This window comes from Arthrobacter sp. CC3, assembly GCF_039907775.1.
GTDB lineage: Bacteria > Actinomycetota > Actinomycetes > Actinomycetales > Micrococcaceae > Arthrobacter.
Genome location: NZ_JARCCY010000041.1, coordinates 17,923 through 42,435, shown reverse-complemented (window position 1 = coordinate 42,435; position 24,513 = coordinate 17,923). Strand labels below are relative to the sequence as shown.

Sequence of the window (24,513 nt, the reverse complement as noted above, 5' to 3'; positions counted from 1 at the left end):
TCAATTCAACCAATTCAATACAAAAAATTGGTATCAACAAACTTGGCACACTATTGAGTTCTCAAACAACAGACACACCCGGCACCACCACAACCAGATTTCGGTCGCGGATCGCTCCGGAGCAACTTTCCAAACTTACCCGCTTGCTTCACCCGAGTCAAATCGGCCATCCCGACTCACTTTGCCTGCGGCATTCCGTGTAGTCTTTGCTGGCCAACTCCGGGGAGCAGCGCGGAAATAAACTCTACCACCACTTTTGCGAGGACACAAAGCGGCCCTAAATGTGGGCCGAAAAAGCCCCGGATCCCAAGGATCCGGGGCTTTTTCGAAACACCTGCCGCCGGCGCTAGCTGGCTGGCTTGAAGAAAGCGGCACCCAACGGAGGCAGCGTGACGGTCAACGTCGCCGGTTGGCCGTCCTGCCCCTCGGTCGTGGCGGCGAGCGCACCCTGGTTCAGGACACCGGACCCGCCGTAGCTGGAGTCGTCCGTGTTGAGGACCTCCTGCCAGGCGCCGGCCACAGGAACCCCGAGGGTGTATCCCTGGTGCGGGCCGCCGGAGAAGTTGATGGCGCATACCAGCGGGTTGCCGTCCTTATCCCACCGGATGAACGACAGGACGTTGCGGTCGGCGTCGCCGCCGTTGATCCACTGGAATCCGCCGGGTTCGTTGTCCCGCTCATAGAGTGCGGGGGTCGACGCGTAGAGCTCGTTCAGTTCCTTGGTGAGCAGCTGGACGCCGCGGTGCGCGGGGATTTCAGCCAGGTACCAGTCCAGGCCGTGCTGTTCGGACCATTCAGCTTCCTGGCCGAATTCGGTACCCATGAAGATCAGCTGCTTGCCGGGGTGGGCCCACTGGTACGCGAGGAATGCGCGGAGGTTGGCCAGCTGCTGCCAGCGGTCACCGGGCATCTTCCGGAGCATGGAGCCCTTGCCGTGCACAACTTCGTCGTGGCTGATGGGCAGGAGGAAGTTCTCAGTAAAGGCGTAGACCATCGAGAACGTGACGGTTCCGTGGTGCCACTTGCGGTTTACCGGGTCCTCGGAGGCGTACTTGAGCGAGTCATGCATCCAGCCCATGTTCCATTTCAGGCCGAAGCCCAGGCCGCCAACACTCGTCGGGGCTGTCACCCCGGCGAATGCCGTTGATTCCTCCGCGATCATCACCGCACCAGGGTGGGTCTTGTACACCGTGGCGTTGGCCTCCTGCAGGAAGGAGATCGCTTCAAGGTTCTCGCGGCCGCCATACCTGTTGGGCTGCCACTGCCCTTCTTCACGGGAGTAATCGAGGTACAACATCGACGCCACAGCATCCACCCGGAGGCCGTCGATGTGGAATTCGTCGAGCCAGTAGAGGGCGTTGGAGACCAGGAAGTTGCGGACTTCCGTCCGGCCGAAGTCGAAGATCAGCGTGCCCCAGTCCGGGTGCTCGCCGAGGTTCGGGTCTGCGTGCTCGTACAGGGCCTCGCCGTCGAACTGGGCAAGGGCCCAAGCATCCTTGGGGAAGTGCGCCGGCACCCAGTCCAGCAGGACGCCGATGCCCGCCTGGTGCAGCGCATCCACGAGGAACCTGAATTCGTCCGGGTGGCCGAACCTTGACGTGGGCGCGAAGTAGGACGTGACCTGGTAGCCCCATGACCCGCCAAAGGGGTGTTCGGCCACTGGCATGAACTCCACGTGGGTGAAACCGAGCCACTTGACGTACTCCACCAGTTCCTTGGCCAGCTCGCGGTAGCCGAGTCCGAGGCGCCAGGAGCCAAGGTGGACCTCGTAGACGCTCATGGGCGAATTGTGCGGATCCCGCTCGGCGCGGGCCGTCATCCACTCCTCGTCCTTGAAGGCGTAGGCCGACTCAACCACCCGTGATGCGGTGAGCGGCGGGACTTCGGTTCCGAATGCCAGTGGATCGGCCTTCTCCACCCAGTGGCCCGCTTTGGTCTTGATTTCAAACTTGTAGCACGCCCCTGCTAAAACGCCCGGGATGAAGAGTTCCCAGACCCCCGACGAGCCCAGCGAACGCATCGAGTTCTCCCGGCCGTCCCACGCGTTGAAGTCGCCCTTGACCCTGACAGCCTGTGCATTGGGCGCCCACACGGCGAACGAGACGCCGTCCACGTCGCCGAGGGCAGACTTGTAATGCTGGACGTGCGCGCCCAGCACTTCCCACAGTTTCTCGTGGCGGCCTTCGCCGATCAGGTGCAGGTCCACCTCCCCGACTGTGGGCAGGTAGTGGTACGGATCGTCCGTGGCCTGCGGGGCCACTCCCTCGTAGGTGACTTCCAGACGATAGTCGGGAACATGGCCCGGCTGAAGGGGGTCGAGCACGACGGCCCACACACCGTTGGATTCGTGCGTCATGGGCACCGAGCCCGCGGCGGTCACAACCGACACAGCCGATGCCAGGTGCTTGACGGTGCGGACGGTGACATGGCCGTGGTCGTCAAGGTGTGCGCCCAGGACGGAGTGCGGGGCGTGATATTCGCCTGATGCCACCTTCGAAAGCGTCTCCGGGTCCACTTGAAGAGGCGCGGGCCGATCTGTACGTGCTGAGCCTGTCATTTTGTTACCTTCCGCTGCGGCTGCGGCTGAAGCGCCGGAGCCTGTACTGCTGAGGAGACGCCGTGAAGCATTTACCGGAATGTCCAGCCATCCGGGCCTGTTGCGCAACTCATAGACAACTTCATACAACGCCTTGTCCAGCCACAATGCCACAAACAAGGGCGAGCCGCGGTCAATGGTCCCGGGCGTAATTTCGCCGTACCCCGCCAGGAACGCTTCGGCGCAGTCGTCCACCCACGAGGCGGGGACATGGACGCCTTCCCGCTCGCGTTCGGCGGCACCGGCGGCGTAGTCGAAGGACCGCAGCATGCCGACGACGTCGCGCAGCGGCACGTCCGGAAAGTTGCGTTCCGCGATGGGCCTCAGGGGTTCGCCCTCGAAGTCCAGGATGGCCCAGCGTTCGTGCTCCCCCGGGCGCCCCGGCACCTGCAGGATCTGTCCCAGGTGGAGGTCGCCGTGGATCCGCTGCAGTGCGCCGGCGTTGCTGCCCTCAAGCTGATCGAGCAGGCCGGCCAGGGCGTCGTCATACTGCCCGACGGCGGGGCCTGCTTCCGCCCAGGACTGCCGGACGCGCTGGGCTACTCCGGGGGCGATGTCCTTCCCCGGCGCGGATTCCGACGCAAGGCCGAGCGCCTCGGCCAGCCGCCGGTGCACTGTTGCAGTCGCCACGCCGAGGGCATGTGCTTCGGCGGAGAAGTCCGTGCCGGAACTTGCGGCGTCAACGGCCAGTCGCCAGGCGTCGCGGCCGCCGGCCAGGAACTCATGCGCGACGGCGAGTTCGCCTTGAACGGTCCGCGGCCTATCGTCGCCGCCGCCCAGCGGATCTTGCCACTCCCCCGTGACCCAGCCGAGCGTGGCCGGAACCTCCGACGTCCTTGCCTGCGTCAGGGCAGCGCCGATTTCCACTTCCGGGTTACGTCCTTCGGACAGCACACGGAAGAACTTGACGATCGCCGCAGAGCCGCCGTCGTCCACTATCACCGAACTGTTTGACTGCTCACCGGAGAGGACCTTGACGGTCCCGGTGGCCGTCGGCAGCGGATAGTCGGAAGGCACCAGGTGGCCCACGGCGTTTCCTTCCGCCGAAGTGCCGCCGCTCCGCATCAATTCCAGCCAGGCCGATACGAATACGGGGTCATGGACGCCATCGTAGATCCACCGGCGCCCGCGGGCGTCGCCGCCCTCGCCGACCAGGGCCGCTTCCTTGCCCGGCAGTGGCTCAATCCGGTGGCTGAGCGGGACCTGCACGACGTCGGTGCGGCTGCCGCCGTCGGCCGTGGGATAGGTGACCGCCGCGAGGAACACCTCAATGCCCACCTCGCCGCTGCCGTCGTCCAAGCGCACCCCGCCGACAGGAGACAGCGTGAAGTCGCCTGTCTTGACAGGGAACCAGCGCTGGCGCGGGAGCCAGGCCCGGAGCAGTTCAGAGAGGGAGGGGTTGAGCGTGGATTGGGTCATTTCAGCCTTCGATGGACAGGACCGGTAGGGCCTGGGTAAACGGCGACGCCGGGTTGGAGGCGGCCGAGCGAATCCGCAGCCAGAAGAAATCGTGGCTTCCCAGCGTCAGCGTGAGCCGGCCGTCGTCGCCGATGGCCGGGAACGGCTGGCCACCGAAAACGTCGCGGAGGCCGCGGCCGGCATACTGCGGAATCCGCAATGTGGTGGCCACGGGGTGCTGCGACAGGTTGAAGGCGCATAGTATCGACTCGGCGTCCTCGCCCGCCGCGTTGTCAGGGGCCAGTTCCCGCAGGTAGGCCAGGACGACGTCGTGATCTGCTTCGACATGCTTGAAGGCACCCAGCCCGAACGCGGGGTGGTTCTTCCGGACGCTAAGGATCTGCCGGGTCCATCTCAGCAGCGACCCGGAATGCGCGGCCTCCGCTTCCACATTGGCCATGCCGTAGTTGTACACGAGCGACTGGATGACCGGCAGGTACAGCTTGCCCGGATCAGCGTGCGAGAAGCCCGCGTTGCGGTCCGGGTTCCACTGCATGGGTGTGCGGACGGCGTCGCGGTCTTCGAGCCAGATGTTGTCGCCCATGCCGATTTCATCCCCGTAGTACAGGAAGGGGCTGCCCGGAAGCGAAAGCAGCAGGGCGTTGATCAGCTCGATCTCGGACCGGGAGTTGTCCAGCAGCGGTGCCAGCCGGCGGCGGATACCGATGTTGGCGCGCATGCGGGGGTCCGGCGCATACCAGCCCAGCATGGCCGCGCGTTCGTCGGCGGTGACCATTTCCAGGGTGAGCTCGTCGTGGTTCCGCAGGAACGTGCCCCATTGGGCGCCCTCCGGAATGTCCGGCGTTTCCTTCATCGTCTCGATGATGGGTGCCGCTTTCTGGTCCCGTAGCGCGTAGTAGAGCCGCGGCATGATGGGGAAGTGGAAGGCCATGTGGCATTCGGGTTCCTCTTCGGTCCCGAAGTACTCCACCACCTCGACCGGCGGCTGGTTGGCCTCGGCGATGATGACCCTGCCGGGGTAGTTCTCGTCCACCATTTTCCGCAGTGCCCGCAGGAAATCGTGAGTGGCGGGCAGGTTTTCGCAGTTGGTCCCCTCTTCCTCGAAGAGGTACGGGATGGCGTCCGCGCGGAAGCCGTCAATGCCCTGGTCCAGCCAGAACCGGACGACGTCGAAAAGGGCGTCGATGACCTTGGGGTTCTCAAAGTTCAGGTCAGGCTGGTGGCTGAAGAACCGGTGCCAGAAGAACTGCCGCCGGATGGGATCGAAGGTCCAGTTGGATTCCTCCGTGTCCACGAAGATGATGCGGGCATCCTGGTACTTCTCGTCCGTGTCGCTCCAGACATAGAAGTCACCGAAGGGCCCGTCGGGGTCCTTGCGGGACTCCTGGAACCACGGGTGCTGGTCCGACGTGTGGTTCAGCGGCAGGTCGATAATCACACGGACGCCGCGGGCGTGGGCTTCGGCAACCAGCCGCTTGAAGTCGCTGATGGTGCCGAATTCGTCCAGGACCGAGTTGTAGTCCGAGATGTCATAGCCGCCGTCGCGGAGCGGAGACTGGAAGAACGGCGGCAGCCACAGGCAGTCGACGCCGAGCCACTGGAGGTAGTCCAGTTTCTCGATGAGCCCGTGGAAGTCGCCGGAACCGTCACCGTTTCCGTCAGCAAAGCCGCGGACCAGGACTTCGTAGAACACTGCTTTGCGGTACCACAGGGGATCGTGTTGCAGGCCGGGGGCGTTGAGTTCGAACGTGCCCTTGGGGGTGAAATGCTGGCTCGGGTTCTGCGGACTGAAACTCACGTATGCTACCTCCGGATGTTCAGGATGTGTGCCGGCTCCACGTGGGCATCAAGCCGCACGTAGTTGTATTCGCCCCATTCCCAGCTCTCGCCGGTCAGCAAATCATCCACCCTGAAGCCGCCGTTGTGCGTCAGGTCCGCCGGGTCGAGTTCGAGTGCCGCCAGATCCAGGGAGACGGTGCTCTCGCGGGTGCTGTGCGGATCCACGTTCACCACGATGATCAGGGTGTCCTTGGTGCCGTCCGGCAGCGTCTTGTGCTTTGAGTAGACAATCGTGGCGTCGTCGGTGCTGTGGTGCAGCGTCAGGTTCTGCAAGTCCCCCAGCGCCGGGTGGGTGTGGCGGATTTCATTGAGCCTGGTCAGGTACGGGGCGAGGGTCCGGCCGGATTCGGCAGCGGCGTCCCAGTCCCGTGCCTTGTATTCGAATTTTTCGTTGTCGATGTATTCCTCGGCGCCGGGCCGGGCCACATGTTCGTAGAGTTCGTAGCCGGCATAGACGCCCCACAGCGGGCTGGCTGTCGCTGCGAGCGCGGCACGGATCTTGAAGGCGGCCGGACCGCCGAACTGAAGGTACTCGGTAAGGATGTCCGGGGTGTTCACGAAGAAGTTCGGACGGAAATAGGCCGGGGACTTCTGGCTGACCTCGGTGAAGTACTCCTCCAGTTCCTTCTTGGTGTTCCGCCAGGTGAAGTACGTGTAGGACTGCTGGAAACCGGCACGTCCCAAGGCATGCATCATGGCCGGGCGGGTGAAAGCCTCGGCGAGGAAAACGACGTCGGGGTGCTTCTTGTTGACCTTGGCGATCAGCCACTCCCAGAACCACACCGGCTTGGTGTGCGGGTTGTCCACGCGGAAGATCTTGACGCCATGGCTGACCCAGAGCAGCACGACCCGGAGGATTTCCTTGGACAGGCCTTCGGGATCGTTGTCGAAGTTCAGCGGGAAGATGTCCTGGTATTTCTTCGGCGGGTTCTCCGCGTAGGCAATGCTGCCGTCCACGCGCGTCGTGAACCATTCCGGGTTCGACGTCACCCAGGGGTGGTCCGGAGCCGCCTGAAGCGCCAGGTCCAGGGCAACCTCAAGGCCGAGCTCCCGGGCCCGGGCCACAAACGAATCGAAGTCCTCGAACGTGCCGAGGTCCGGATGGATGGCGTCATGTCCGCCCTCCTTGGCACCGATGGCCCAGGGGGAGCCGGGATCGTGCGGTCCGGCGATAAGCGTGTTGTTGGGCCCCTTGCGGTGCTGGATGCCGATCGGGTGGATGGGCGGCATGTAGATGACGTCGAAGCCCATTTCAGCGACGGCGTCGAGCCGCTTGGCTGCCGTCTGGAAGGTGCCGGACTGCCACTCGCCGGTTGCGTGGTTGCGGACGGCTCCCTCCGAACGGGGGAAGAATTCGTACCAGGCCCCGCGGCCGGCCAGATCGCGTTCCACCAGGAGGGGGAAGCGCTCCGAAACCGTGACGAGTTCACGGATGGGCTGGCGGGCGACGACGTCCGTCACCTCTGTTCCGAACCCGGCGGCGAGCCGCTCCTCAGGGGACAGCGAGGTGTCGGACAGGACGACGACGGCGGTCCGGAGCGTCCGCCTGTCGGCGGAGGGGCGGGCCGGGTCTTCCGCGGCCTGGGACAGCAGTGCCGCGCCTTCGGCCAGCATCAGTTCGACGTCGATGCCCGCCTCGACCTTGACCTCGGCGTTGTGGTGCCAGGTCCCGTACCGGTCATGCCAGGCTTCAATGGCGAACGACCAGTTGCCCGTGGCGGCAGGCGTGATGATGCCCTCCCAGCGGTCCGTGCCCTTTCCGCGGTCACCGCGCGGCGGGGCCAGCCTGACACGCTGGCGTTCCTTGCCCTTCGGATCGAACAGCACCGCGCTGACGCCGAGCTGGTCGTGTCCTTCGCGGAATACGGTCGCTCCTACGACGAGCCCTTCACCCGGCAGCGCCTTCGCCGGAAACGTCCCTCCGTCCACGACGGGCTGCACGGCAGTGATCGGGAACCGGCCAAAACGCAGGCCTTCCGTGATCAGGGCCTTAGGCTTTTTGCTGGATCCGGCACTGGTTCGCGTATTAGTCGTCACAAACTCGACGTTATCGAGAAATCCCCCGTTTTGCTAAGGGAACTTCCGTTTTTCTCCGAGCAATCCGTCATTTACCTAAAAGAAACCAAAACCTGTTCCTGCGGCCCATCTTGTCCGTTAGTGTGACGCAGGTGAAGGCTATCCGCAGATTTACTGTCCGAACCGTACTTCCGGAATCTATCCGGCCGCTGGCCCGATTGGCCACTAACCTGCGGTGGTCGTGGCACCGCCCCACCAGGGAGCTTTTTGAGGGACTGAACCCCGCAATTTGGGACGAGAGCGCCCATGATCCCGTAAGTTTCCTCGGCTTGGTGAGCCGCGAGGAGCTGCAGCGGCTGGCCGCGGACCAGGACGTCGTCCGGCGCGTGCACGCTGCCGCTGAAGACCTGGACCGTTACCTGGACCAGCCCCGCTGGTACCAGGGCTTGGGTGATGATGCCCCGTCCTGTATCGCCTACTTCTCACCGGAATTCGGAATCACCGAAGTTTTGCCGCAATATTCCGGCGGCCTGGGAATTCTGGCGGGCGACCACCTTAAGGCTGCATCGGACCTCGGCGTGCCGCTCATCGGCGTCGGCCTGCTTTACCAGGCAGGCTATTTCAAGCAGTCCCTGTCCAGGGACGCGTGGCAGCAGGAAACGTACCCGGTCCTCGACCCGGACGGCCTCCCGCTGACACTCCTCCGGGAGGACGCCCCCGACGGCAACGGCAAACCCATCCAGATCTCGCTGCCGCTCCCCCACGGCCGCCGGCTGCTGGCACACATCTGGCGTGCCGACGTCGGGCGTGTCCCGCTGTTGCTGCTCGATTCAAACGTGCCGGGCAACGACGACGCCGCCCGCGGCATCACCGACCGGCTCTATGGCGGCGGCGGTGACCACCGCCTCCAGCAGGAGCTGCTGCTGGGCATGGGCGGAGTGAAGGCGCTGCGCGTTTACCAGCGCCTGACGGGGTGCGCGGCACCGGAGGTGTTCCACACCAACGAGGGCCACGCCGGTTTCCTCGGCGTTGAGCGCATCCAGGAACTAATGTCGTCGGACAGCCCGCTGACCTGGGAGGAAGCCCTCGCGGCGGGCCGTGCCTCCACGGTCTTCACGACGCACACTCCGGTCCCGGCAGGCATCGACCGGTTCGAGGTGTCCCAGATCCAGCACTTCTTCGAGGCCGGACTGGCTCCCGACGTTCCGGTGTCCCGGATCCTGGACTTGGGCCGCGAGAACTTTGCAGACGGCAATCCCGCAGTGTTCAACATGGCCGTGATGGGGTTGCGGCTGGCACAGCGGGCCAACGGTGTGGCGAAGCTCCACGGCGTGGTGTCCCGCGGGATGTTCTCGGCCCTCTGGCCGGGATTCGACCACTCGGAAGTTCCCATCACCTCCGTGACCAACGGAGTGCACGTCCCCACCTGGGTGGACAGCCGTGTCTCCAAGCTGGCCCGTGACCAGTTCGGTGCCGAGGCGGAAGCCACGGGCCGCTGGGACCTCGCCTACAACGTCAGCGACGAGGACGTCTGGGCGCTCCGCCGGGAAATGCGGGTCTCGCTCGTGGAGGACGTCCGCAAGCGCCTTCGCGCGGCGTGGAAGAAGCGCGGGGCGGCAGACGCCGAGCTCGGCTGGACCGACTCCGTGCTGGACCCGGACATCCTCACCATCGGCTTCGCCCGGCGTGTGCCCACGTACAAGCGGCTTACCTTGATGCTCCGGGAACCCGCCCGGCTCAAGGCCCTGCTGCTGCACGAGACACACCCGATCCAGCTCGTGATTGCCGGCAAGTCCCACCCCGCGGACGATGCCGGCAAGAAGATGATCCAGGACCTGGTCCGGTTCACCGACGATCCCGAGGTGCGCCACCGGATCGCGTTCCTGCCCAACTACGACATCGCCATGGCGCGCACGCTCTTCCCCGGCTGCGACGTGTGGCTGAACAATCCGCTGCGCCCGCTGGAAGCCTGCGGCACCTCCGGCATGAAGGCTGCCATCAACGGTTCGCTGAACCTTTCGGTGCTGGACGGCTGGTGGGATGAGATGTACGACGGCGAAAACGGCTGGGCCATCCCCACTGCCAACAACAACGCGTCGCCCGAGGAACGGGATGACATCGAAGCGGCGGCGCTGTACGAGCTGCTCGAAACGCAGGTGGCTCCGCGGTTTTACGGACTCACCGTGTCCGACGGTGCCGGAGCGGCAGGGCCTTCGGAGCCCGGACCGCAGAAGGTGCCGACGCACTGGGTATCGATGATCAAGCACACCATGGCGCACCTGGGCCCGGCGGTCTCCGCCGAGCGGATGCTCCACGACTACGTGAACATCCTGTACCGCCCCGCGGCGATCGCCGGGCGCCGGGCCGTCGCGGACAATTTCGCCCAGTCGAAGTCCCTGGCGGCCTGGACGTCACAGATCCGTGCCGCGTGGCCCCAGATCCAGGTGGAGCACGTCGACTCGGTTGGCGTGTCCGAGGACCCACAGATCGGCGACACCCTGCAGGTGAACGCCTACATCGCGCTTCACAACCTCGATCCGGACGACGTCGCCGTGGAGGTTGCATTCGGCCGCGCCGAGGAAAGCGACGAACTGGCCGACGTCACGGTGGCGGACCTGGTGCCCAAGGAGGACCTCGGCAAGGGGCGCTTCCTCTTCAGCGGTTCGCTGCTGATCGACCGGTCAGGGTCCTTCGGCTACACGGTGCGCGTCCTGCCCAAGCATCCGGCCCTCGCGTCGCGGGCGGAACTTGGACTCATCGTCAACGCCTGATCCGCCGTCGACCGTAACGCTCCCTCACTCAGTTCACAGTGAGGGAGCGTTACGTCTTTAACAGCGAAAGGTGAGAGAGGGTCCGGTTTTACGCGACGGGAAGTGAGGGAGGATCCTGGTATCCGGTTAGAGGCAGACGGTGATCACGGACAGGCTCTTGCCCGCATAGCTCTCCGCGTCCTGCAGGATTTCGCAGATGATGCCGAACGACCGGTCCGAGCGGAAGACGGCGGGCACCTGCCAGATGAACGTCAGCGGCTCCTTGCCATCGTCCGTGACCGTGTCCGCGAAGTCGTGCAGCGAATCGTTGAGTGCATCAAGGTTGACTCCGTAGTGTTCCGGGAAATCCAGGATTTCCCCGAACGTCTGCAGCACTGCTTTCTTGGTATCGGCGGCGGGGATCACCAGGACCCGGCGGCCGGCGTCGGACGCCTGGTCGCGGAGCTCATCAATGGTCCAGGTATCAGCGGAGTAAATCTTCATTCGTGCCTCTATTTGCCTTCCAGAATATGAAAAAACGAATCGTAGTGGTCCGGCGTGTAGTACTTATCGCCGCTTTCACCCACCACGATCCGGCGGGCGCCCCGGTCCGATTCGCCGGGGGTCCTGACCGTGAATTCCTTGTAGTAGCCGCTCGGCTTCCGGGGCAGCAGCCGCTCAAAGTTGCTGAAGACCGCGCCGTCACGCGAATACGGGTACGGCCCGCCGCGGGCAATCAGGGCCAGCGTCTCCCGCGCCTCCGGCGGCAGGCTGGACGCCGGCACGGCTTCCAGGCCGGAACCGTCGACGGCGGGCGCGGACGCCGCCGTCGAACGCACAGGCGCGGACGCCGCCGTCGAGCCCGCGGGAACGGGCGGGCTGACCGGGCCCTCCTGCGTGCTGGATAGCACCATGCCCAGGCCGACCACCAGCACCAGGACCGCGGCCAGCGCCAGGAGCCTCCCGATCCCCCTCATGACGTCCCCATCTGCTGAACCCTACGTGCGGTAGATGCTGATGGTGTTGGACTGCGCCACGTCGCGTTCGCCGGCGGCTACCCTGACCCCTTGACGGCGGTCATGGAGTTCGGAGGTGGTCAATCGAAGTTCGAACAATCGCTTGCCCGTGCCGTCGTCGTTGCTGACGTCGGGCAGGGTGATCTTAATGTCGTGGGCGCTGCCGTTCACCACCACGAGTCCGTCCACCTGGCCGTCGTCCGAGCCCAGCAGCAGCTGGACCACGCGGTGTTGCGGATCGTTCCACTGGTCCATGGACATGGGCTTGCCGTGCTCGTCGAACCAGTGCAGGTAGGCCTGCTTGTCCCGGGAGGGATAGTGGTGCGGCTGGCCCGCCAGGAATTCCTTCCGGAGCCGGATGACCCGCTTGGTGCTCCGGAGCATGGCGTGGGATTCCGGTGTGCTGGTCCAGTCCAGCCAGGTGATGGGGTTGTCCTGGCAATAGGCGTTGTTGTTGCCCTGCTGTGTCCGGCCGATCTCGTCGCCCGCGGTGATCATGGGGATGCCCATGGAGACCATCAGGGTGGCCATCAGGTTGCGGCTGGTCTGCGCCCGGAGCGCCAGGATTTCCTCGTCTTCAGTCGGTCCCTCGAAGCCGTGGTTGTAGCTGCGGTTATCGCCGTGGCCGTCCCGGTTCTGCTCGCCGTTGGCTTCGTTGTGTTTGCGGTCGTAGGACACGAGGTCAGCCAGGGTGAAACCGTCGTGCGACGTGAAGAAGTTGAGCGATGCCATGCGGGAGCGTCCCGATTCCGCAAAAAGGCCGGCTGAGCCGGAAATGGAATCGGCGAGGCGCGCGACGGAGCCGCCTTGGCCGCCTGCGTCGATCGCGGCCCGGTCCCCTACCCAGAACGAGCGCAGCGCGTCACGGTAGTGGTCGTTCCAGTCCACCCAACCGGGCGGGAAGCGTCCGGTCTGCCAGCCGCCGTAACCCACATCCCACGGCTCGGCAATCAGTTTGACGGAGGACAGGAGCGGATCCGCGGCAATGGCCACGAGGAAGGGGTGGTGCGGATCGAAGTCGTTCGCGGCGTTGCGGCAGAGTGTCACCGCAAGGTCGAACCGGAAACCGTCGATGTGGAACTCCTCCACCCAGTACCTCAGCGAGTCAAGGACCAGCTGGACAACGCGGGGGTGGCCGAAGTTCAGGCTGTTGCCGCATCCGGTGGTGTCGATGTACCGGCCGTGGCCGTCGTTCCGGTAGTACTGCTTCTCCCCCAGCCCGCGAAAGCTGAGCGTCTGGCCGTCAGGACCGCCTTCGGCGGTGTGGTTGTACACAACGTCCAGGATGACTTCCAGCCCCGCTGCGTGCAGGAGTTTGACCATGCCCTTGAATTCATCCTGCACCGCCTGCGGGCCGGCCGCCTGGGCGGCCTGGGTGGCGTAGTCAGGATGCGGGGCAAAGAAGGCCGCGGTGTTGTAGCCCCAGTAATTGGTCATGCCCAGGTTCTGGAGATGGGGTTCGTCCAGGTGGAAATGGACAGGCAACAGCTGGACCGAGGTGATGCCCAGTCCCGTGAGGTGCTCAATCATTGCCGGGTGCGCCATCCCGGCGTACGTGCCGCGGAGGTCCTCGGGAATGTCCGGGTGCAGCATGCTTTGGCCGCGGACGTGGGCTTCATAAATGATGGTGTTCCGCCACGAGACGTGCGGGCTGCGGTCCCCGCCCCAGTCGAATCCGCTGGACATGCGCACATTGCTGAGGAACCCGTCGCTCTGATCAACTGCCCGGCCGTAAGGATCCAGCAGCAGCGGCTGCTCGCCGTCGTCGTCGAAAGCCACGGTTGGCACTGACACCGGCAGGGCATCGTCCTCGGACGAGGAGCGGAAGCCGTAGCGCGAACCCACCGGGAAGCCGTCCACAATGCCATGGTGGACGTCGTTGGTGATGTTCGGGAGGGTCTTCAGTTGCCACGTTCCGCCCGGCGCGCAGTAGGCGATTTCCAGCGTGGCCACCCCGGGCGCGTAGACCGCGACGTTGGCGCAGGCACTCTGAGGATCGTCCGTTGCCGGGGACCCCGTGCGCGGAACGCTGATGCCCAGTGGAAACGGCCTGGAGGCGTCCACGGTTGAGGCTGTGTCTAGGAGTGGCATAACCATTGCTTAAATATTAGCTGTGCCACACAAATGTCCGATATTCTCCGCAATGTGTCGGTAAAAGGGCTGGCCTTGTTCAGCGTCCCGTCCCGGGTTGCATACTGAAGTGAGACGCCACGTTGGAGGTAATTGTGCGAGTTGCTCTTGCTCAGGTAGTTACAGGCCGCGATATTTCCGCGAATCTGGACATTTTGGAAAATTTCGCCCGCAAGGCGAAAAAAGGCGGCGCCGAATTGGTGGTCTTCCCTGAAGCCACCATGCGCGCATTCGGTAATTCGCTCGTGGATATTGCCGAGCCGCTGGACGGCCCCTGGGCGACCCGGGTGCGCGGCATTGCCGCCGAAATCGGCATCGTGATCGTGGCGGGCATGTTCACCCCGGGGCAGTCAGGTGACGGCTCCGGCGACAGCACGAGGAAAGTGCGCAACACCCTGCTGGCCACCGGTCCGGGCGTGGAGGCGAGCTACGACAAGATCCACCTGTTCGATGCCTTTGGATTCGCCGAATCAGACACCGTGGAGGCCGGTACGCGGGCGGTGACGTTCGAGCTCGGCGGCATCAGTTTCGGCCTGGCCACCTGTTACGACATCCGGTTCCCGGCCTTGTTCACCGCCAATGCCGACCGCGGCGCCGTAGCGAACATCGTGTGCGCTTCCTGGGGATCCGGGCCCGGGAAAGTCGACCAGTGGCGCCTCCTGGCACGCGCCCGCGCCGTGGACACCACCACGTATGTGCTGGCCTGCGGCCAGGGCGATCCTGCCACCGAAGGCATCGAAACCAAGGGCTCCGCGCCCACCGGTGTGGGGCACTCCGCTGTCGTGTCCCCGCTCGGTGAGGTCCTGGCAGAGCTCGACGGCGGGACCGGGCTGCTGTTCGCTGACCTGGACCCCGCCGTCGTCAAGGAAGCCCGGGCAAAGCTGCCGGTCCTCGCCAACCGCCACACGTTCTAAAAACCAGCAACGCTCTCTCACCTTTCGCCACAAAAACAGCAACGCTCTATCACCAGGTGATAGAGCGTTGCTGTTTGACCCGCAGGAAGTGAGAGAGCGTTCCGGGGCGGCGACAGAGCGTTGGGCGGCCGTGCCGCCCCCTTCGGTGCCGCCCCCTCGGCGCCGCCCTCCGAAAGCCTACTTAGCTGAGCGCTGCCTGGAGACTTCGTACAGGGAAATGCCGACGGCCATGGAGGCGTTGAGCGATTCCATGGCGGAGTCGATCGGGATGGAGACGATCTGGTCGCAGTTTTCGCGGACCAGGCGGCTCAGGCCCTTGCCCTCGGAACCAACCACGATGCACACGGGTTCCTTGGCCAGGCTGAGGTCCGGCAGCGACACGTCGCCGTCGCCGTCCAGGCCGAGCACGTAAATGCCCATGTTCTTGAACGCCTTGAGGGTGTTGTTCAGGTTGGCGGCACGTGCCACCGGAACCCGGACTGCTGCGCCGGCGCTGGTCTTCCAGGCTGAGGCAGTGACGCCGACTGAGCGTCGTTCCGGAACGATGACGCCGTGACCGCTGAAAGCCGATACGGACCGGATGATCGCGCCGAGGTTGCGCGGGTCCGTGATGCCGTCCAGGGCGACGAAGAGCGGCGCGTTGGACACGTGGCCCTTCTTCCAGGCCTCCACGGTTTCCTCGGCGAGCTCGTACGCGTCCTGGTACTCGTACGGCGGAATCTGCAGCACAAGGCCCTGGTGGATGGCGTCGTCCGTCATCCGGTCCAGCTCGGGCTTGCCCGTTTCCATCAGCGGAATGCCGCGTTCGGCCGCAAGCTTGAGGGACTCCTTGACGCGGTCGTCCATTTCGATGCGGATGGCAACGTGGAGGGCCTTGGCCGGGATTCCGGCGCGCAGCGCTTCAACAACGGAGTTGCGTCCCGTGACGACTTCCTCCGTGGCACGGCCCTTCGGGCCTGAGCGGGCGCCGGCGCCGCGGGGTGCGCCCGGACGCTTGGCGGCGGACCGCTCGGCGAGCTGCTTGTTCTTGTGGGCCTTGTGGTACGGGCGGTCCTCCGCCTTGGGAGTGGGGCCCTTGCCCTCGAGGGCCTTGCGGCCGTGGCCACCCGTTCCGATGGTGGGGCCCTTCTTCGCTTTGACCGACCGGCGACCGTTGTTGGCCATGAGTTTCACCCTTGCTTTGTTGAGTAAGTCTGACCTCCAGTCTACTTACTCAGGTTAAATCGCCCGCCCGGGGCCCGCCCGAGGCCCTGTTGTCACCCTGCGGGGCATCCTGCCTGCCGCGGCTCAGCCGCGTTTGAGGCTCCAGCTGGCACCGTCCGGGCCGTCCTCCACCAAGACGCCCGCCGCCGCGAGGGTGTCCCGGATGGCGTCGGACGCCGCCCAGTCCTTGGTGGCCCGCGCCTGTGCCCGGGCGCCAAGCTGGGCTTCGATGAGGACGCCCAGGGCTGTGTCCGCCTGGTCGTCCCGGGCGGGTGCCGCGACGTCGTTGAGGCCCAGGACGCGCAGCATGTCGGTGACGGAATGCAGGGCAGCGCTGGCCGCCGCGTTGTCGCCGGCGGTGAGGGCGGTGTTCCCGGCACGCACGGTGTCGTGCAGGGCAGCCAGCGCCTGCGGAACGTTCAGGTCGTCGTCCATGGCCGCGGCGAAGGCGTCCGGCACTTGGCCGTGGCTGCCGAACAGGAGGCCGGCCGCGCCGGAACCAACGCTGTCGGACAAGGTACGCACTGCGCGGGCGATGAACCCGTCAATCCGCTCCATGGCGGCCGCCGCTTCCTGCAGCGACGTGGGCTGGTAGTCCAGGACCGAGCGATACTGCGCCTGGCCGAGGTAGTACCGGACCACGCGTGGCGAGGCGAGCTCCAGCATTTCCGCGGGGCTGACGGTGTTGCCGATGGACTTGGACATCTTCTCGCCCTGGTAGGTCACCATCCCGTTGTGCATCCAGAAGTTGGCGAAGGCGTGGCCGGCCGCCTGGGACTGGGCCATCTCGTTCTCATGGTGCGGGAAGCGGAGGTCCAGGCCGCCGCCGTGGATGTCGAACTCGGTGCCAAGGTATTTGGTGACCATGGCCGAGCACTCCAGGTGCCAGCCCGGACGCCCGGTGCCCCAGGGCGAAACCCAGCTCGCCGTCGTCGGCTCGCCTTCCTTATGCCCCTTCCACAGCGCAAAGTCCCGCGGGTCCTTCTTGCCCCGGGGGTCGGCGTCGGGAGCTCCCTGCATGTCATCGATCTTTTGGCGCGTGAGCGACCCGTAGCGGTTCCAGGAGCGGACGTCGAAATAGACGTCGCCGGAATCGTCGAGGGCAGGGTAGGCGTGGCCGCGGTCGATGAGTTGCTGGATCAGTGCATGCATCTCCGGAATGTGACCGGTGGCGCGCGGCTCGTAGGTGGGTCGGGACACGCCCAGGGTGTCGTAGGCCTTGAGGAACGCCTGCTCGTAGCGGTAGGCCAGTGCCCACCACTCCTCTTCGCGGATATCGTCCGGGCCTTCCTCGAAGTCCCGTTCAAAGGAGAGGGCGGACTTGGCGAGGATCTTGTCGTCGATGTCGGTGACGTTGCGGACCACCGTCACGCGGAAACCGCGGTATTCCAGCCAGCGGGTGAGCTGGTCAAAGGCAATGGCGGACCGGATGTGCCCCACGTGCGGCAGGCCCTGCACCGTCGCACCGCAGTAGTACAGGCTCACCTTGCCCGGGATCAGGGGGACGAAGTCGCGGACTTCGGCGGATGCTGTGTCGTAAAAGCGCAGGGTCACCGCTCCAGATTAGCCGATGGCCTTCGCGCCGGGGCCCACCGCGGGCTATTTGCAGACTTCGCCGATCTTGTTGTTCTGCTCGCTCAGCTGCGTAGTCTGTTCGGCGCTCTTGGTACCCAGCGAAGTGCTTGCGACCTTCTTCATGATGTCGGCCATTTTCTGGATGGGCTCGGCAACCTCGGGGGCGACCTTGTCCGCCACTTCCTGGTAATGCTTGGCGATCTGGTCAGCCTGCTGCTGCTGGTTTCCGGTTGGCACGAACGTGTCCCCGTTGAGGAATTTACAGCTTTCCTCAACGCTCATCTTCGGCGTGCCGCAGCCGCTCAGCAGCAACACTGCAACGAGTACGACGGCGGCAATCGGCTTCTTCACGAGGGTTCTCCTGGGTGTTCGGCTGAGGAATGGATCCCTTAAGCCTAGGCGAAACGCGCGCTCCGCCTCAGCCCGCCCGGTACACCAGTGCTGTGGCGAGGGCCGAGATGCCTTCGCCGCGGCCGGTGAAGCCGAGGCCGTCGCTGGTGGTGGCGCTGACGCTGACGGGCGCACCCGCCGCCGCCGTGAGGACCGCCTGGGACTCCTCCCGGCGGGGACCGAATTTTGGCCTGTTGCCTACGAACTGCACGGCGATGTTGCCGATCTCGAAGCCTTCCGTCCGGACAATGCGGGCTGCCTCGGCCAGGAGGGTCACTCCGGAGGCACCCGCGAATTCGGGCCGGTCCGTGCCGAAGTGCGTGCCGAGATCCCCGATCCCGGCGGCCGAAAAGAGTGCGTCAGCTGCCGCGTGGGCCACGGGATCGCCGTCGGAGTGTCCGGCCAGGCCCTGCTGGCCCTCCCACAGCAGTCCGCCGAGCCACAGCTCCCGCGGGTTGTCTTCGGAAGCGAAAGCGTGGACATCGATGCCGATTCCGGTCCTGGGAATGATGGGAGCCGCCATGGTCAGCCTTCCACCCAGCGTGCGCCCAGGGGACCTTCCAGGAGGCCCTCCGCAATGATGAGGTCCAAGGGAGTGGTGATCTTCAGTGACTGGCTGGCGCCGCGGACAGCATGGACCGGAACGCCCAGGCGTTCCACCAGCATGGCGTCATCGGTGATGGCGGCGGCCTGGGCTTCGTCGAACCCTGCCACCTCCCGGTGCGCCTTCAGCAGCGTGGCAAGGTCGAATCCCTGCGGCGTCTGCACGGCCCGGAGCTTCTCCCGCGGCGCCGTGCCCACGACTACCTCCGGCGCGATCCGGGCATCTTCGTCCGTCGTCGCTTCCACGGTCTTGACGGTGTCCACCACGGGTATCACCGGGATGACTGCCAGGGCGCCTGCCGCCAGGGAGTCGACCACACGGTGGAAAACGGACTCGGGCGTCAGGGCGCGCGCGGCGTCGTGGACCAGCACCGCCTGGGTGGCGTCTTCCAGCGCCTCCAATGCGGACCGCACGGAGTCGGCCCGCGTCGCGCCGCCGTCGACGACCGTCAGCAGCGGCCCGCCGTCGACGAGTTCGGCCTTGAAGTCATCGCACATGCGCCGCAGTGCGCTATCGCCGGCCGGCAGGGCGATGCAGACCTGCTGCGCGACGCCGGCCGCCACTATCCCGCGAAGGGCATGCATCAGGATGGGCTCTCCGCCGAGGGGAACCCTGGCCTTGGGCATGCCGTAACCAAGCCGCTGCCCTGATCCGGCCGCCACCAGCACGACGGCGACGACGGGGCTGACGGCGCGGGCCCCGGCCTCCGGCCCGGATCCGGCCGAAAATTCTGTTGCACTCATGGGCACAACACTACGTGCCTGCACGCATGCGGCGCCCGGCAAAATCCCGGCATTCTCCTAAAAAAGGGCAAAAAGAAACCCCGGCGGCCGTTGAGCCACCGGGGTTCAATTCTTAGGAAGCCAAGACTTCGTCGAGAACGCTTGCAGCCTTCTCTTCATCCGTCTTTTCAGCCAGCGCCAGTTCTGAAATCAGAATCTGGCGGGCCTTGGCCAGCATACGCTTCTCACCTGCGGAAAGGCCGCGGTCGTGATCACGGCGCCACAGGTCACGAACGACCTCTGCCACCTTGATGACGTCCCCGGAAGCAAGCTTCTCCAGATTTGCCTTGTAACGACGCGACCAGTTGGTAGGCTCTTCAGTGAACTCGGCCCGCAGCACGTCAAAGACATGCTCCAAACCTTCTTTGCCCACTACGTCACGAACACCAACCAGGTCAACGTTCTCTGCTGGAACTTCAATGGTCAGATCACCCTGAGCCACCTTGAGCTTGAGATACATCTTCTCTTCGCCCTTGATAGTGCGCATCTTGATTTCTTCAATTTTTGCTGCACCGTGGTGAGGGTAAACTACTGTCTCGCCGACCTCAAAAACCATGTGGACTTTCCCCTTTCCCGCAGACCAGTTTATCACGATTCAGGCATACAACTGGCACGGATCGGGGCCGCGAACCGCGGAAATACAGGGAAAATGGGGCCAATCGACCCCCTTCAACCCCTTGACGGATGCGGATATTAGTGCATGAGAAAGGCTGTGCCAAGGGCGGGTCCGGCCAGTCGCCGGCCGGGTTCCGGCATGCCCGGCCATGCAGTGAGCGGCCGGGAGGGGACTGCTTTCCGGACGTGAATGTGTACTGCCCGAATCCTTGTTTGAGACCGCAAGAGGATAGGCTATGGCTGAATAATGTTTCAAGACTCTCAAGGAGTGCGTGACGTGCGTTTCACTGCGATGAACCGGGGCCAGCGCGGCAAGCTGGCAATGGCAACGGCAGCACTTGCCATCGGCCTGCTGTCCGTGACCGGCTGCGGCTACATCAACCCGCAGCAGACCTCTGAGCAGTACTCTGCGTCGGACGGAACCCGGGAAGACCTCGGTCCCCTCCAGATCCGTAACTTCATGATCGTTTCCACTGGCGAGGACAAGCCGGGCCGCGTGGTCGGCGCCGTGTACAACTCCTCTTCCAGCGACGTCAAGCTGACCATCAACGGTGCGGGCGGCTCTCGGACGGAGGTGTCCGTGAAGAAGAATTCCTACACGCTCCTCAACGAGTCCACGGATCCGGCGATCCTCAGCAGCACGGGCGCAAAGCCCGGCTCCCTGTCCGAGGTCACCATCTCCGAGGACGGCACCAACCAGACCGCCAAGGTCAAGGTGCCCGTCCTGGACGCCACCCTCCCCGAGTACAAGGAGTACCTGCCGGAAGGCAGCGAGCCCACCGGCTCGGAGTCAGCCACGCCGTCGCCGACGCCTTCGAGCAGCGCGGGCCACTAGCCGGCACAGCAGACCGGCACAGCAAAAAGGAGGGCTCCCGCCGCGCGGGGGCCCTCCTTTTGCGTCTGAATTCTTTGATCCCGGGCTTGCCGCACCGGGCTTGCGGCCCGGCATGTCCCGGTGTTGCCGGGGTGCGGCCTACGGCTCGAACTTGTAGCCCAGGCCCCGGACCGTCACAAGGTACCTCGGTGCTGACGGGTCCGGCTCGATCTTGCTGCGGAGCCTCTTGACGTGGACGTCCAGGGTTTTGGTGTCACCCACGTAGTCCGATCCCCACACCCGGTCGATGAGCTGGCCTCGGGTCAATACGCGGCCTGAATTGCGCAGCAGCATCTCCAGCAGTTCGAATTCCTTCAGCGGCAGCGACACCTGTTCGCCGTCGACGCTCACCACGTGGCGTTCGACGTCCATCCTGACGGGGCCGGCCTGGACCGTGTTGGTGATGAGCTCCTCGGGCTCGCCCTGCCGGCGGAGGACCGCCCTGACGCGGGCAACGAGTTCCCGGGACGAATAGGGCTTGGTGACGTAGTCGTCGGCACCGAGTTCCAGCCCCACCACCTTGTCGATCTCAGCGTCCTTGGCGGTCAGCATGATGACCGGCACAGAGGAGCGCTGGCGCAGCTGCCGGCAGACCTCGGTGCCGGACTGGCCGGGCAGCTGGAGGTCCAGGAGCACGAGGTCGGCGCCGTTCCGGTCGAATTCCGTGATTGCGTCCAGGCCGTTGTCCACGACTTCCACCTCGAATCCTTCCTTGCCCAGAAGGTAGGACAGAGGGTCGCTGAACGACTCCTCATCCTCGACTATGAGAATCCTGCTCAAGCGCTGGCTCCTTGCTCATGGACGCCGGTGGCGTCGTTACTGTGTGGTGGGTTGCTGAGGGCGGCCGTTGCCGGCGCCGCGGGGGCGTCGCCGTCGTCCTGCCCTTCCATCTCTGGAAGCCGGATGGTGAAGGTGGACCCCTGGCCGGGCTGCGACCACAGCGTCACTTCCCCGCCATGGTTGGAGATGACGTGCTTCACGATGCTCAGGCCCAGGCCTGTGCCGCCGGTTTGCCGGGACCGGGCGGCGTCCACGCGGTAAAAGCGTTCAAAAACCCGTTCCTGGTCCTCGGGGCTCATGCCCTCCCCCTGGTCCGTGACCGAGATGGAGACCAGGCCCTCCTTGGAGCGCACGCCGATCCCCACGCGGGTGTTCTCCGGGGAGTAGCGGATGGCGTTGTCGATCAGGTTTCGAAGGGCGGTCACCAGCAGGTCCTGGTCGCCGTAGACCATGGCGTCCACGCGGCCGCCCACCACAATGGAGATGTTCTTGCTTTCGGCGGGCAGCTGCGAACGGTCAACGGCTTCGGTGACCACGGAGTTGATGTCCACCGGGTGCGCCTGCTGCGCAACGCTGGCGCCCTGCAGCCGGGACAGCTCGATGATGTCCTGCACCAGCGCCGCGAGCCGCTTTGATTCCTTCTGCATGCGCTGGGCGAAGCGGCGGACCGCCACTTCGTCGTCCGCCGACGATTCGAGCGCCTCTGCCAGCAGGGAAATGGCACCCACGGGCGTTTTGAGTTCGTGGGAGACATTGGCCACGAAGTCGTTCCGGATTTCCTCGGTGCGGGTGATTTCTGTGCGGTCGTCCGCCAGCAGCAGGATGTATTCCTCGCCAAGCATGGCTGCCCGGACCTGGACGATGATGGTGCCCTGCCCCAGCGGCCCGCGGGGCAGTTCAAACTGATTCTCGAGGATCACGCCGTCCCGCCGCACCTTCGCGGTCATGTCCAGCAGCTGTCTGTGGACCACGGTGTGGCCGCGGACCAGGCCGAAAGCGTAGGCCGCGGGACTCGCCCGCACCACGCCGTCGATCGCGTCAACCACAACGAAAGCACGGCCGACGACGGCGAGCACCTCCGCGGCGCCCGGCGGCAGTGCCGGTTCGTCGAACTCAACATCCACCAGCTTGCGCTGCTGTTCGCTGACCCGGAACGCGAGCACGCCAAAGATGCCAAATGACAGGCCGACGAGGCCTGCGATGACACCGATGAGCATAGGATCCACGGCTCCAGCTTATGCTCTGGCCCGGGCCCCGGAAGCGAATCTGATGCGATTCACCGCGGGGTTCAGCTAACGTTCACCTATAGGTGCGTAACAGTTCACCGGGCACTGACAGAGTTATTGGTTGGACTGCAGAGCGGTGACACGAAATCCGGCCGCCACCCGGTGGGGCCGGATTTCCAAGGAAAGGACGCGTAGTGCGCAAGGTTTTTCAGGAGGAGCTCACGCAGGTGGGCGAGCAGCTCGTCGAGATTTCGAAGCTCGTCAGCGAGGCAATCAACAAGGCCACGACGGCCTTCGAAGGGGCCGACGTCGACCTCGCCCAGGATGTCATCGCCGCTGATGCCAGGATCGACTTCCTGCAGAACAGCCTGGACGAGCGGGCCATCGACATTCTGGCGCTGCAGGGGCCCGTGGCCAGCGACCTTCGGATGATCGTGGGTTCGCTGCGGATGAGCGCCTCGCTGGAGCGCATGGGAGACCTCGCCCGGCATATCGCCCAGCTGGCGCGGCTCCGCTACCCGGCCAACGTGATTCCGCCGCAGCTCGCGGACACGTTCAAGAACTTTGCCGAGCAGGACCAGCTGATTGCGGACAAGCTCACCGAACTGCTGGAAACGCGCGATCTGGAAGTTGCCCGCGACATCCTCAAGGCGAACGCGACCGTCAACGACCTGCACCTGAGTGTCTTCAAGGCCATCGCGCGCAGCGACTGGAACGAGTCGCCGGCCACCACGGTGGACGTTGCCCTGGCCAGCCGCTACTTTGAACGGTTCGCGGACCACGGCGTCTCAGTAGCCCAGAAGGTCACGTACCTGGTCACCGGCGCGTGGCACCCGCACAGCACCGAAATCAGCTGACTTCCGGTCACCGGAAGAACGACGGCGGGCTGGTCACCATTGGTGACCAGCCCGCCGTCGTTCGTTAAAGCGTTGCCCTACTTCTTGCCCTGGTTGGCCACAGCCTTGATGGACTCGGCAGCGGCCTCGGGGTCGAGGTACGTGCCGCCCGGGTTCAGCGGCTTGAAGTTCTCGTCGAGATCGTAGACCAGCGGGATGCCGGTGGGGATGTTCAGGCCGGCGATGGCTTCGTCGCTGATGCCGTCAAGGTGCTTGACGAGCGCGCGCAGGGAGTTGCCGTGGGCGGTGACCAGCACGGTCTTGCCCGCCTTGAGGTCTTCCTTGATGTCCGATTCCCAGTAGGGCATCAGGCGGACCAGGACGTCCTTGAGGCATTCGGTGCGCGGGAGGGCGTCGCCCAGGCCGGCGTAGCGGGGATCGTGCGCCTGGGAGAACTCGCTGCTGTCGTCCAGGGCCGGCGGCGGGGTGTCGTAAGAACGGCGCCACTCCATGAACTGCTCTTCACCGTATTCGGCCAGCGTCTGCGCCTTGTCCTTGCCCTGCAGCGCGCCGTAGTGGCGCTCGTTCAGGCGCCAGTCGCGCTTGACCGGGATCCAGCCGCGGTCTGCCTTGTCCAAGGCGATGTTGGCCGTGTTGATGGCCCGCTTCAGGAGGGAGGTGTACAGGACGTCCGGGAGAACATTGTTCTCAACCAGGAGCTCGCCGCCGCGTGCCGCTTCCTCGCGGCCCTGGTCGTTGAGATCGACATCCACCCAGCCGGTGAACAGGTTCTTGGCGTTCCATTCGCTGTGGCCGTGGCGCAGCAGAATCAGCTTGTAAGTCATGGTTTTCATCCTAGCCGAGCAGGTGGCTGTACCGCCGAGCGTTACATCACACTGCCGCTCCCCCTCACTCGAGGGTCAGTGCCCGGCCACCGGGCCGCACCGC

The 24,513-nt window shown here is 65.0% G+C and carries 20 protein-coding genes; 5 read left to right on the top strand and 15 right to left on the bottom strand.

What is annotated here, in order from left to right:
- Positions 1-203: hypothetical protein (locus PV761_RS19625; RefSeq protein WP_347899339.1), on the top strand; the 203-nt coding region annotated here is incomplete at its 5' end.
- Positions 204-346: 143 nt separating this feature from the next.
- Here PV761_RS19625 and PV761_RS19620 read toward each other — a convergent pair.
- The 3 genes from PV761_RS19620 to PV761_RS19610 are packed head-to-tail and all read right to left on the bottom strand — an operon-like array spanning position 347 to position 7,891.
- Positions 347-4,015, bottom strand: coding sequence for a 1,4-alpha-glucan branching enzyme (locus PV761_RS19620; protein ID WP_347899338.1), 3,669 nt, complete (start codon positions 4,013-4,015; stop codon positions 347-349).
- 1 nt (position 4,016) lies between these two features.
- Positions 4,017-5,813: a maltose alpha-D-glucosyltransferase gene (treS, locus tag PV761_RS19615; RefSeq protein ID WP_028271012.1), complete on the bottom strand. Its 1,797-nt coding sequence runs from the start codon at positions 5,811-5,813 to the stop codon at positions 4,017-4,019.
- 5 nt (positions 5,814-5,818) lie between these two features.
- Positions 5,819-7,891 (bottom strand): alpha-1,4-glucan--maltose-1-phosphate maltosyltransferase, encoded by a 2,073-nt coding sequence (locus PV761_RS19610; protein WP_347899337.1) that lies wholly within the window; start codon positions 7,889-7,891, stop codon positions 5,819-5,821.
- A gap of 131 nt (positions 7,892-8,022) precedes the next feature.
- Here PV761_RS19610 and glgP point away from each other — a divergent pair, with 131 nt between their 5' ends.
- On the top strand, positions 8,023-10,641 hold the full coding sequence (glgP, locus tag PV761_RS19605) for an alpha-glucan family phosphorylase (protein WP_347899336.1): 2,619 nt from the start codon (positions 8,023-8,025) through the stop codon (positions 10,639-10,641).
- Positions 10,642-10,767: 126 nt separating this feature from the next.
- On the opposite strand, the gene PV761_RS19600 is transcribed toward glgP, so the two are convergent.
- The 3 genes from PV761_RS19600 to glgX are packed head-to-tail and all read right to left on the bottom strand — an operon-like array spanning position 10,768 to position 13,733.
- The gene (locus tag PV761_RS19600; protein WP_028271015.1) at positions 10,768-11,124 is read right to left on the bottom strand and encodes a barstar family protein; all 357 of its coding nucleotides are present in this window, start codon (positions 11,122-11,124) and stop codon (positions 10,768-10,770) included.
- 8 nt (positions 11,125-11,132) lie between these two features.
- On the bottom strand, positions 11,133-11,597 hold the full coding sequence (locus PV761_RS19595) for a ribonuclease domain-containing protein (RefSeq protein ID WP_347899335.1): 465 nt from the start codon (positions 11,595-11,597) through the stop codon (positions 11,133-11,135).
- Between the two features lie 21 nt (positions 11,598-11,618).
- The gene (glgX, locus tag PV761_RS19590; protein ID WP_028271017.1) at positions 11,619-13,733 is read right to left on the bottom strand and encodes a glycogen debranching protein GlgX; all 2,115 of its coding nucleotides are present in this window, start codon (positions 13,731-13,733) and stop codon (positions 11,619-11,621) included.
- 128 nt (positions 13,734-13,861) lie between these two features.
- Between glgX and PV761_RS19585 the strand changes: the two genes are divergently transcribed.
- Positions 13,862-14,680: a carbon-nitrogen hydrolase family protein gene (locus PV761_RS19585; RefSeq protein WP_347899334.1), complete on the top strand. Its 819-nt coding sequence runs from the start codon at positions 13,862-13,864 to the stop codon at positions 14,678-14,680.
- A gap of 177 nt (positions 14,681-14,857) precedes the next feature.
- Here PV761_RS19585 and rlmB read toward each other — a convergent pair whose 3' ends face one another.
- The 6 genes from rlmB to PV761_RS19555 form a co-directional block, all read right to left on the bottom strand.
- Positions 14,858-15,844 carry a 23S rRNA (guanosine(2251)-2'-O)-methyltransferase RlmB gene (rlmB, locus tag PV761_RS19580; protein WP_028271019.1) on the bottom strand — a complete coding sequence of 329 codons (987 nt, stop codon included), beginning with the start codon at positions 15,842-15,844 and terminating at the stop codon, positions 14,858-14,860.
- Between the two features lie 123 nt (positions 15,845-15,967).
- Positions 15,968-17,437 (bottom strand): cysteine--tRNA ligase, encoded by a 1,470-nt coding sequence (cysS, locus tag PV761_RS19575; protein WP_347899333.1) that lies wholly within the window; start codon positions 17,435-17,437, stop codon positions 15,968-15,970.
- Between the two features lie 45 nt (positions 17,438-17,482).
- Positions 17,483-17,809, bottom strand: a complete 327-nt coding sequence (locus PV761_RS19570) for a hypothetical protein (protein WP_347899332.1) — start codon at positions 17,807-17,809, stop codon at positions 17,483-17,485.
- A gap of 67 nt (positions 17,810-17,876) precedes the next feature.
- Positions 17,877-18,371 (bottom strand): 2-C-methyl-D-erythritol 2,4-cyclodiphosphate synthase, encoded by a 495-nt coding sequence (gene ispF, locus PV761_RS19565; protein WP_347899331.1) that lies wholly within the window; start codon positions 18,369-18,371, stop codon positions 17,877-17,879.
- 2 nt (positions 18,372-18,373) lie between these two features.
- A complete protein-coding gene (ispD, locus tag PV761_RS19560; protein WP_347899330.1) occupies positions 18,374-19,195 on the bottom strand; it encodes a 2-C-methyl-D-erythritol 4-phosphate cytidylyltransferase in 822 nt (273 codons plus the stop codon).
- 112 nt (positions 19,196-19,307) lie between these two features.
- Positions 19,308-19,790, bottom strand: a complete 483-nt coding sequence (locus PV761_RS19555) for a CarD family transcriptional regulator (RefSeq protein WP_011690592.1) — start codon at positions 19,788-19,790, stop codon at positions 19,308-19,310.
- A 351-nt stretch (positions 19,791-20,141) separates the two neighbouring features.
- Between PV761_RS19555 and PV761_RS19550 the strand changes: the two genes are divergently transcribed.
- Complete coding sequence (locus tag PV761_RS19550; RefSeq protein ID WP_028271024.1) at positions 20,142-20,684, top strand: hypothetical protein; 543 nt, start codon at positions 20,142-20,144, stop codon at positions 20,682-20,684.
- A gap of 138 nt (positions 20,685-20,822) precedes the next feature.
- Here the strand turns inward: PV761_RS19550 and PV761_RS19545 are convergent, their stop codons facing one another.
- Together PV761_RS19545 and PV761_RS19540 are read right to left on the bottom strand one after the other, a co-directional pair.
- The gene (locus PV761_RS19545; RefSeq protein ID WP_011690590.1) at positions 20,823-21,503 is read right to left on the bottom strand and encodes a response regulator transcription factor; all 681 of its coding nucleotides are present in this window, start codon (positions 21,501-21,503) and stop codon (positions 20,823-20,825) included.
- On the bottom strand, positions 21,500-22,720 hold the full coding sequence (locus PV761_RS19540; RefSeq protein ID WP_347899341.1) for an ATP-binding protein: 1,221 nt from the start codon (positions 22,718-22,720) through the stop codon (positions 21,500-21,502). The genes PV761_RS19545 and PV761_RS19540 overlap by 4 nt, the downstream gene beginning before the upstream one ends.
- A gap of 203 nt (positions 22,721-22,923) precedes the next feature.
- On the opposite strand from PV761_RS19540, the gene phoU reads away from it, so the two are divergent.
- Positions 22,924-23,586 (top strand): phosphate signaling complex protein PhoU, encoded by a 663-nt coding sequence (phoU, locus tag PV761_RS19535; protein WP_028271026.1) that lies wholly within the window; start codon positions 22,924-22,926, stop codon positions 23,584-23,586.
- 77 nt (positions 23,587-23,663) lie between these two features.
- Here phoU and PV761_RS19530 read toward each other — a convergent pair whose 3' ends face one another.
- Positions 23,664-24,410: a phosphoglyceromutase gene (locus PV761_RS19530; RefSeq protein WP_028271027.1), complete on the bottom strand. Its 747-nt coding sequence runs from the start codon at positions 24,408-24,410 to the stop codon at positions 23,664-23,666.
- Between the last annotated feature and the right edge of the window lie 103 nt (positions 24,411-24,513).

Coding starts and splice junctions, on each gene's coding strand:
- PV761_RS19620 (WP_347899338.1), bottom strand. CDS start 4,015: ATGACCCAATCCACGCTCAACCCCTCCCTCTCTGAACTGCTCCGGGCC.
- PV761_RS19600 (WP_028271015.1), bottom strand. CDS start 11,124: ATGAAGATTTACTCCGCTGATACCTGGACCATTGATGAGCTCCGCGAC.
- PV761_RS19595 (WP_347899335.1), bottom strand. CDS start 11,597: ATGAGGGGGATCGGGAGGCTCCTGGCGCTGGCCGCGGTCCTGGTGCTG.
- glgX (WP_028271017.1), bottom strand. CDS start 13,733: ATGGTTATGCCACTCCTAGACACAGCCTCAACCGTGGACGCCTCCAGG.
- rlmB (WP_028271019.1), bottom strand. CDS start 15,844: ATGGCCAACAACGGTCGCCGGTCGGTCAAAGCGAAGAAGGGCCCCACC.
- ispF (WP_347899331.1), bottom strand. CDS start 18,371: ATGGCGGCTCCCATCATTCCCAGGACCGGAATCGGCATCGATGTCCAC.
- ispD (WP_347899330.1), bottom strand. CDS start 19,195: ATGAGTGCAACAGAATTTTCGGCCGGATCCGGGCCGGAGGCCGGGGCC.
- PV761_RS19555 (WP_011690592.1), bottom strand. CDS start 19,790: ATGGTTTTTGAGGTCGGCGAGACAGTAGTTTACCCTCACCACGGTGCA.
- PV761_RS19550 (WP_028271024.1), top strand. CDS start 20,142: ATGAACCGGGGCCAGCGCGGCAAGCTGGCAATGGCAACGGCAGCACTT.
- PV761_RS19540 (WP_347899341.1), bottom strand. CDS start 22,720: ATGCTCATCGGTGTCATCGCAGGCCTCGTCGGCCTGTCATTTGGCATC.
- PV761_RS19530 (WP_028271027.1), bottom strand. CDS start 24,410: ATGACTTACAAGCTGATTCTGCTGCGCCACGGCCACAGCGAATGGAAC.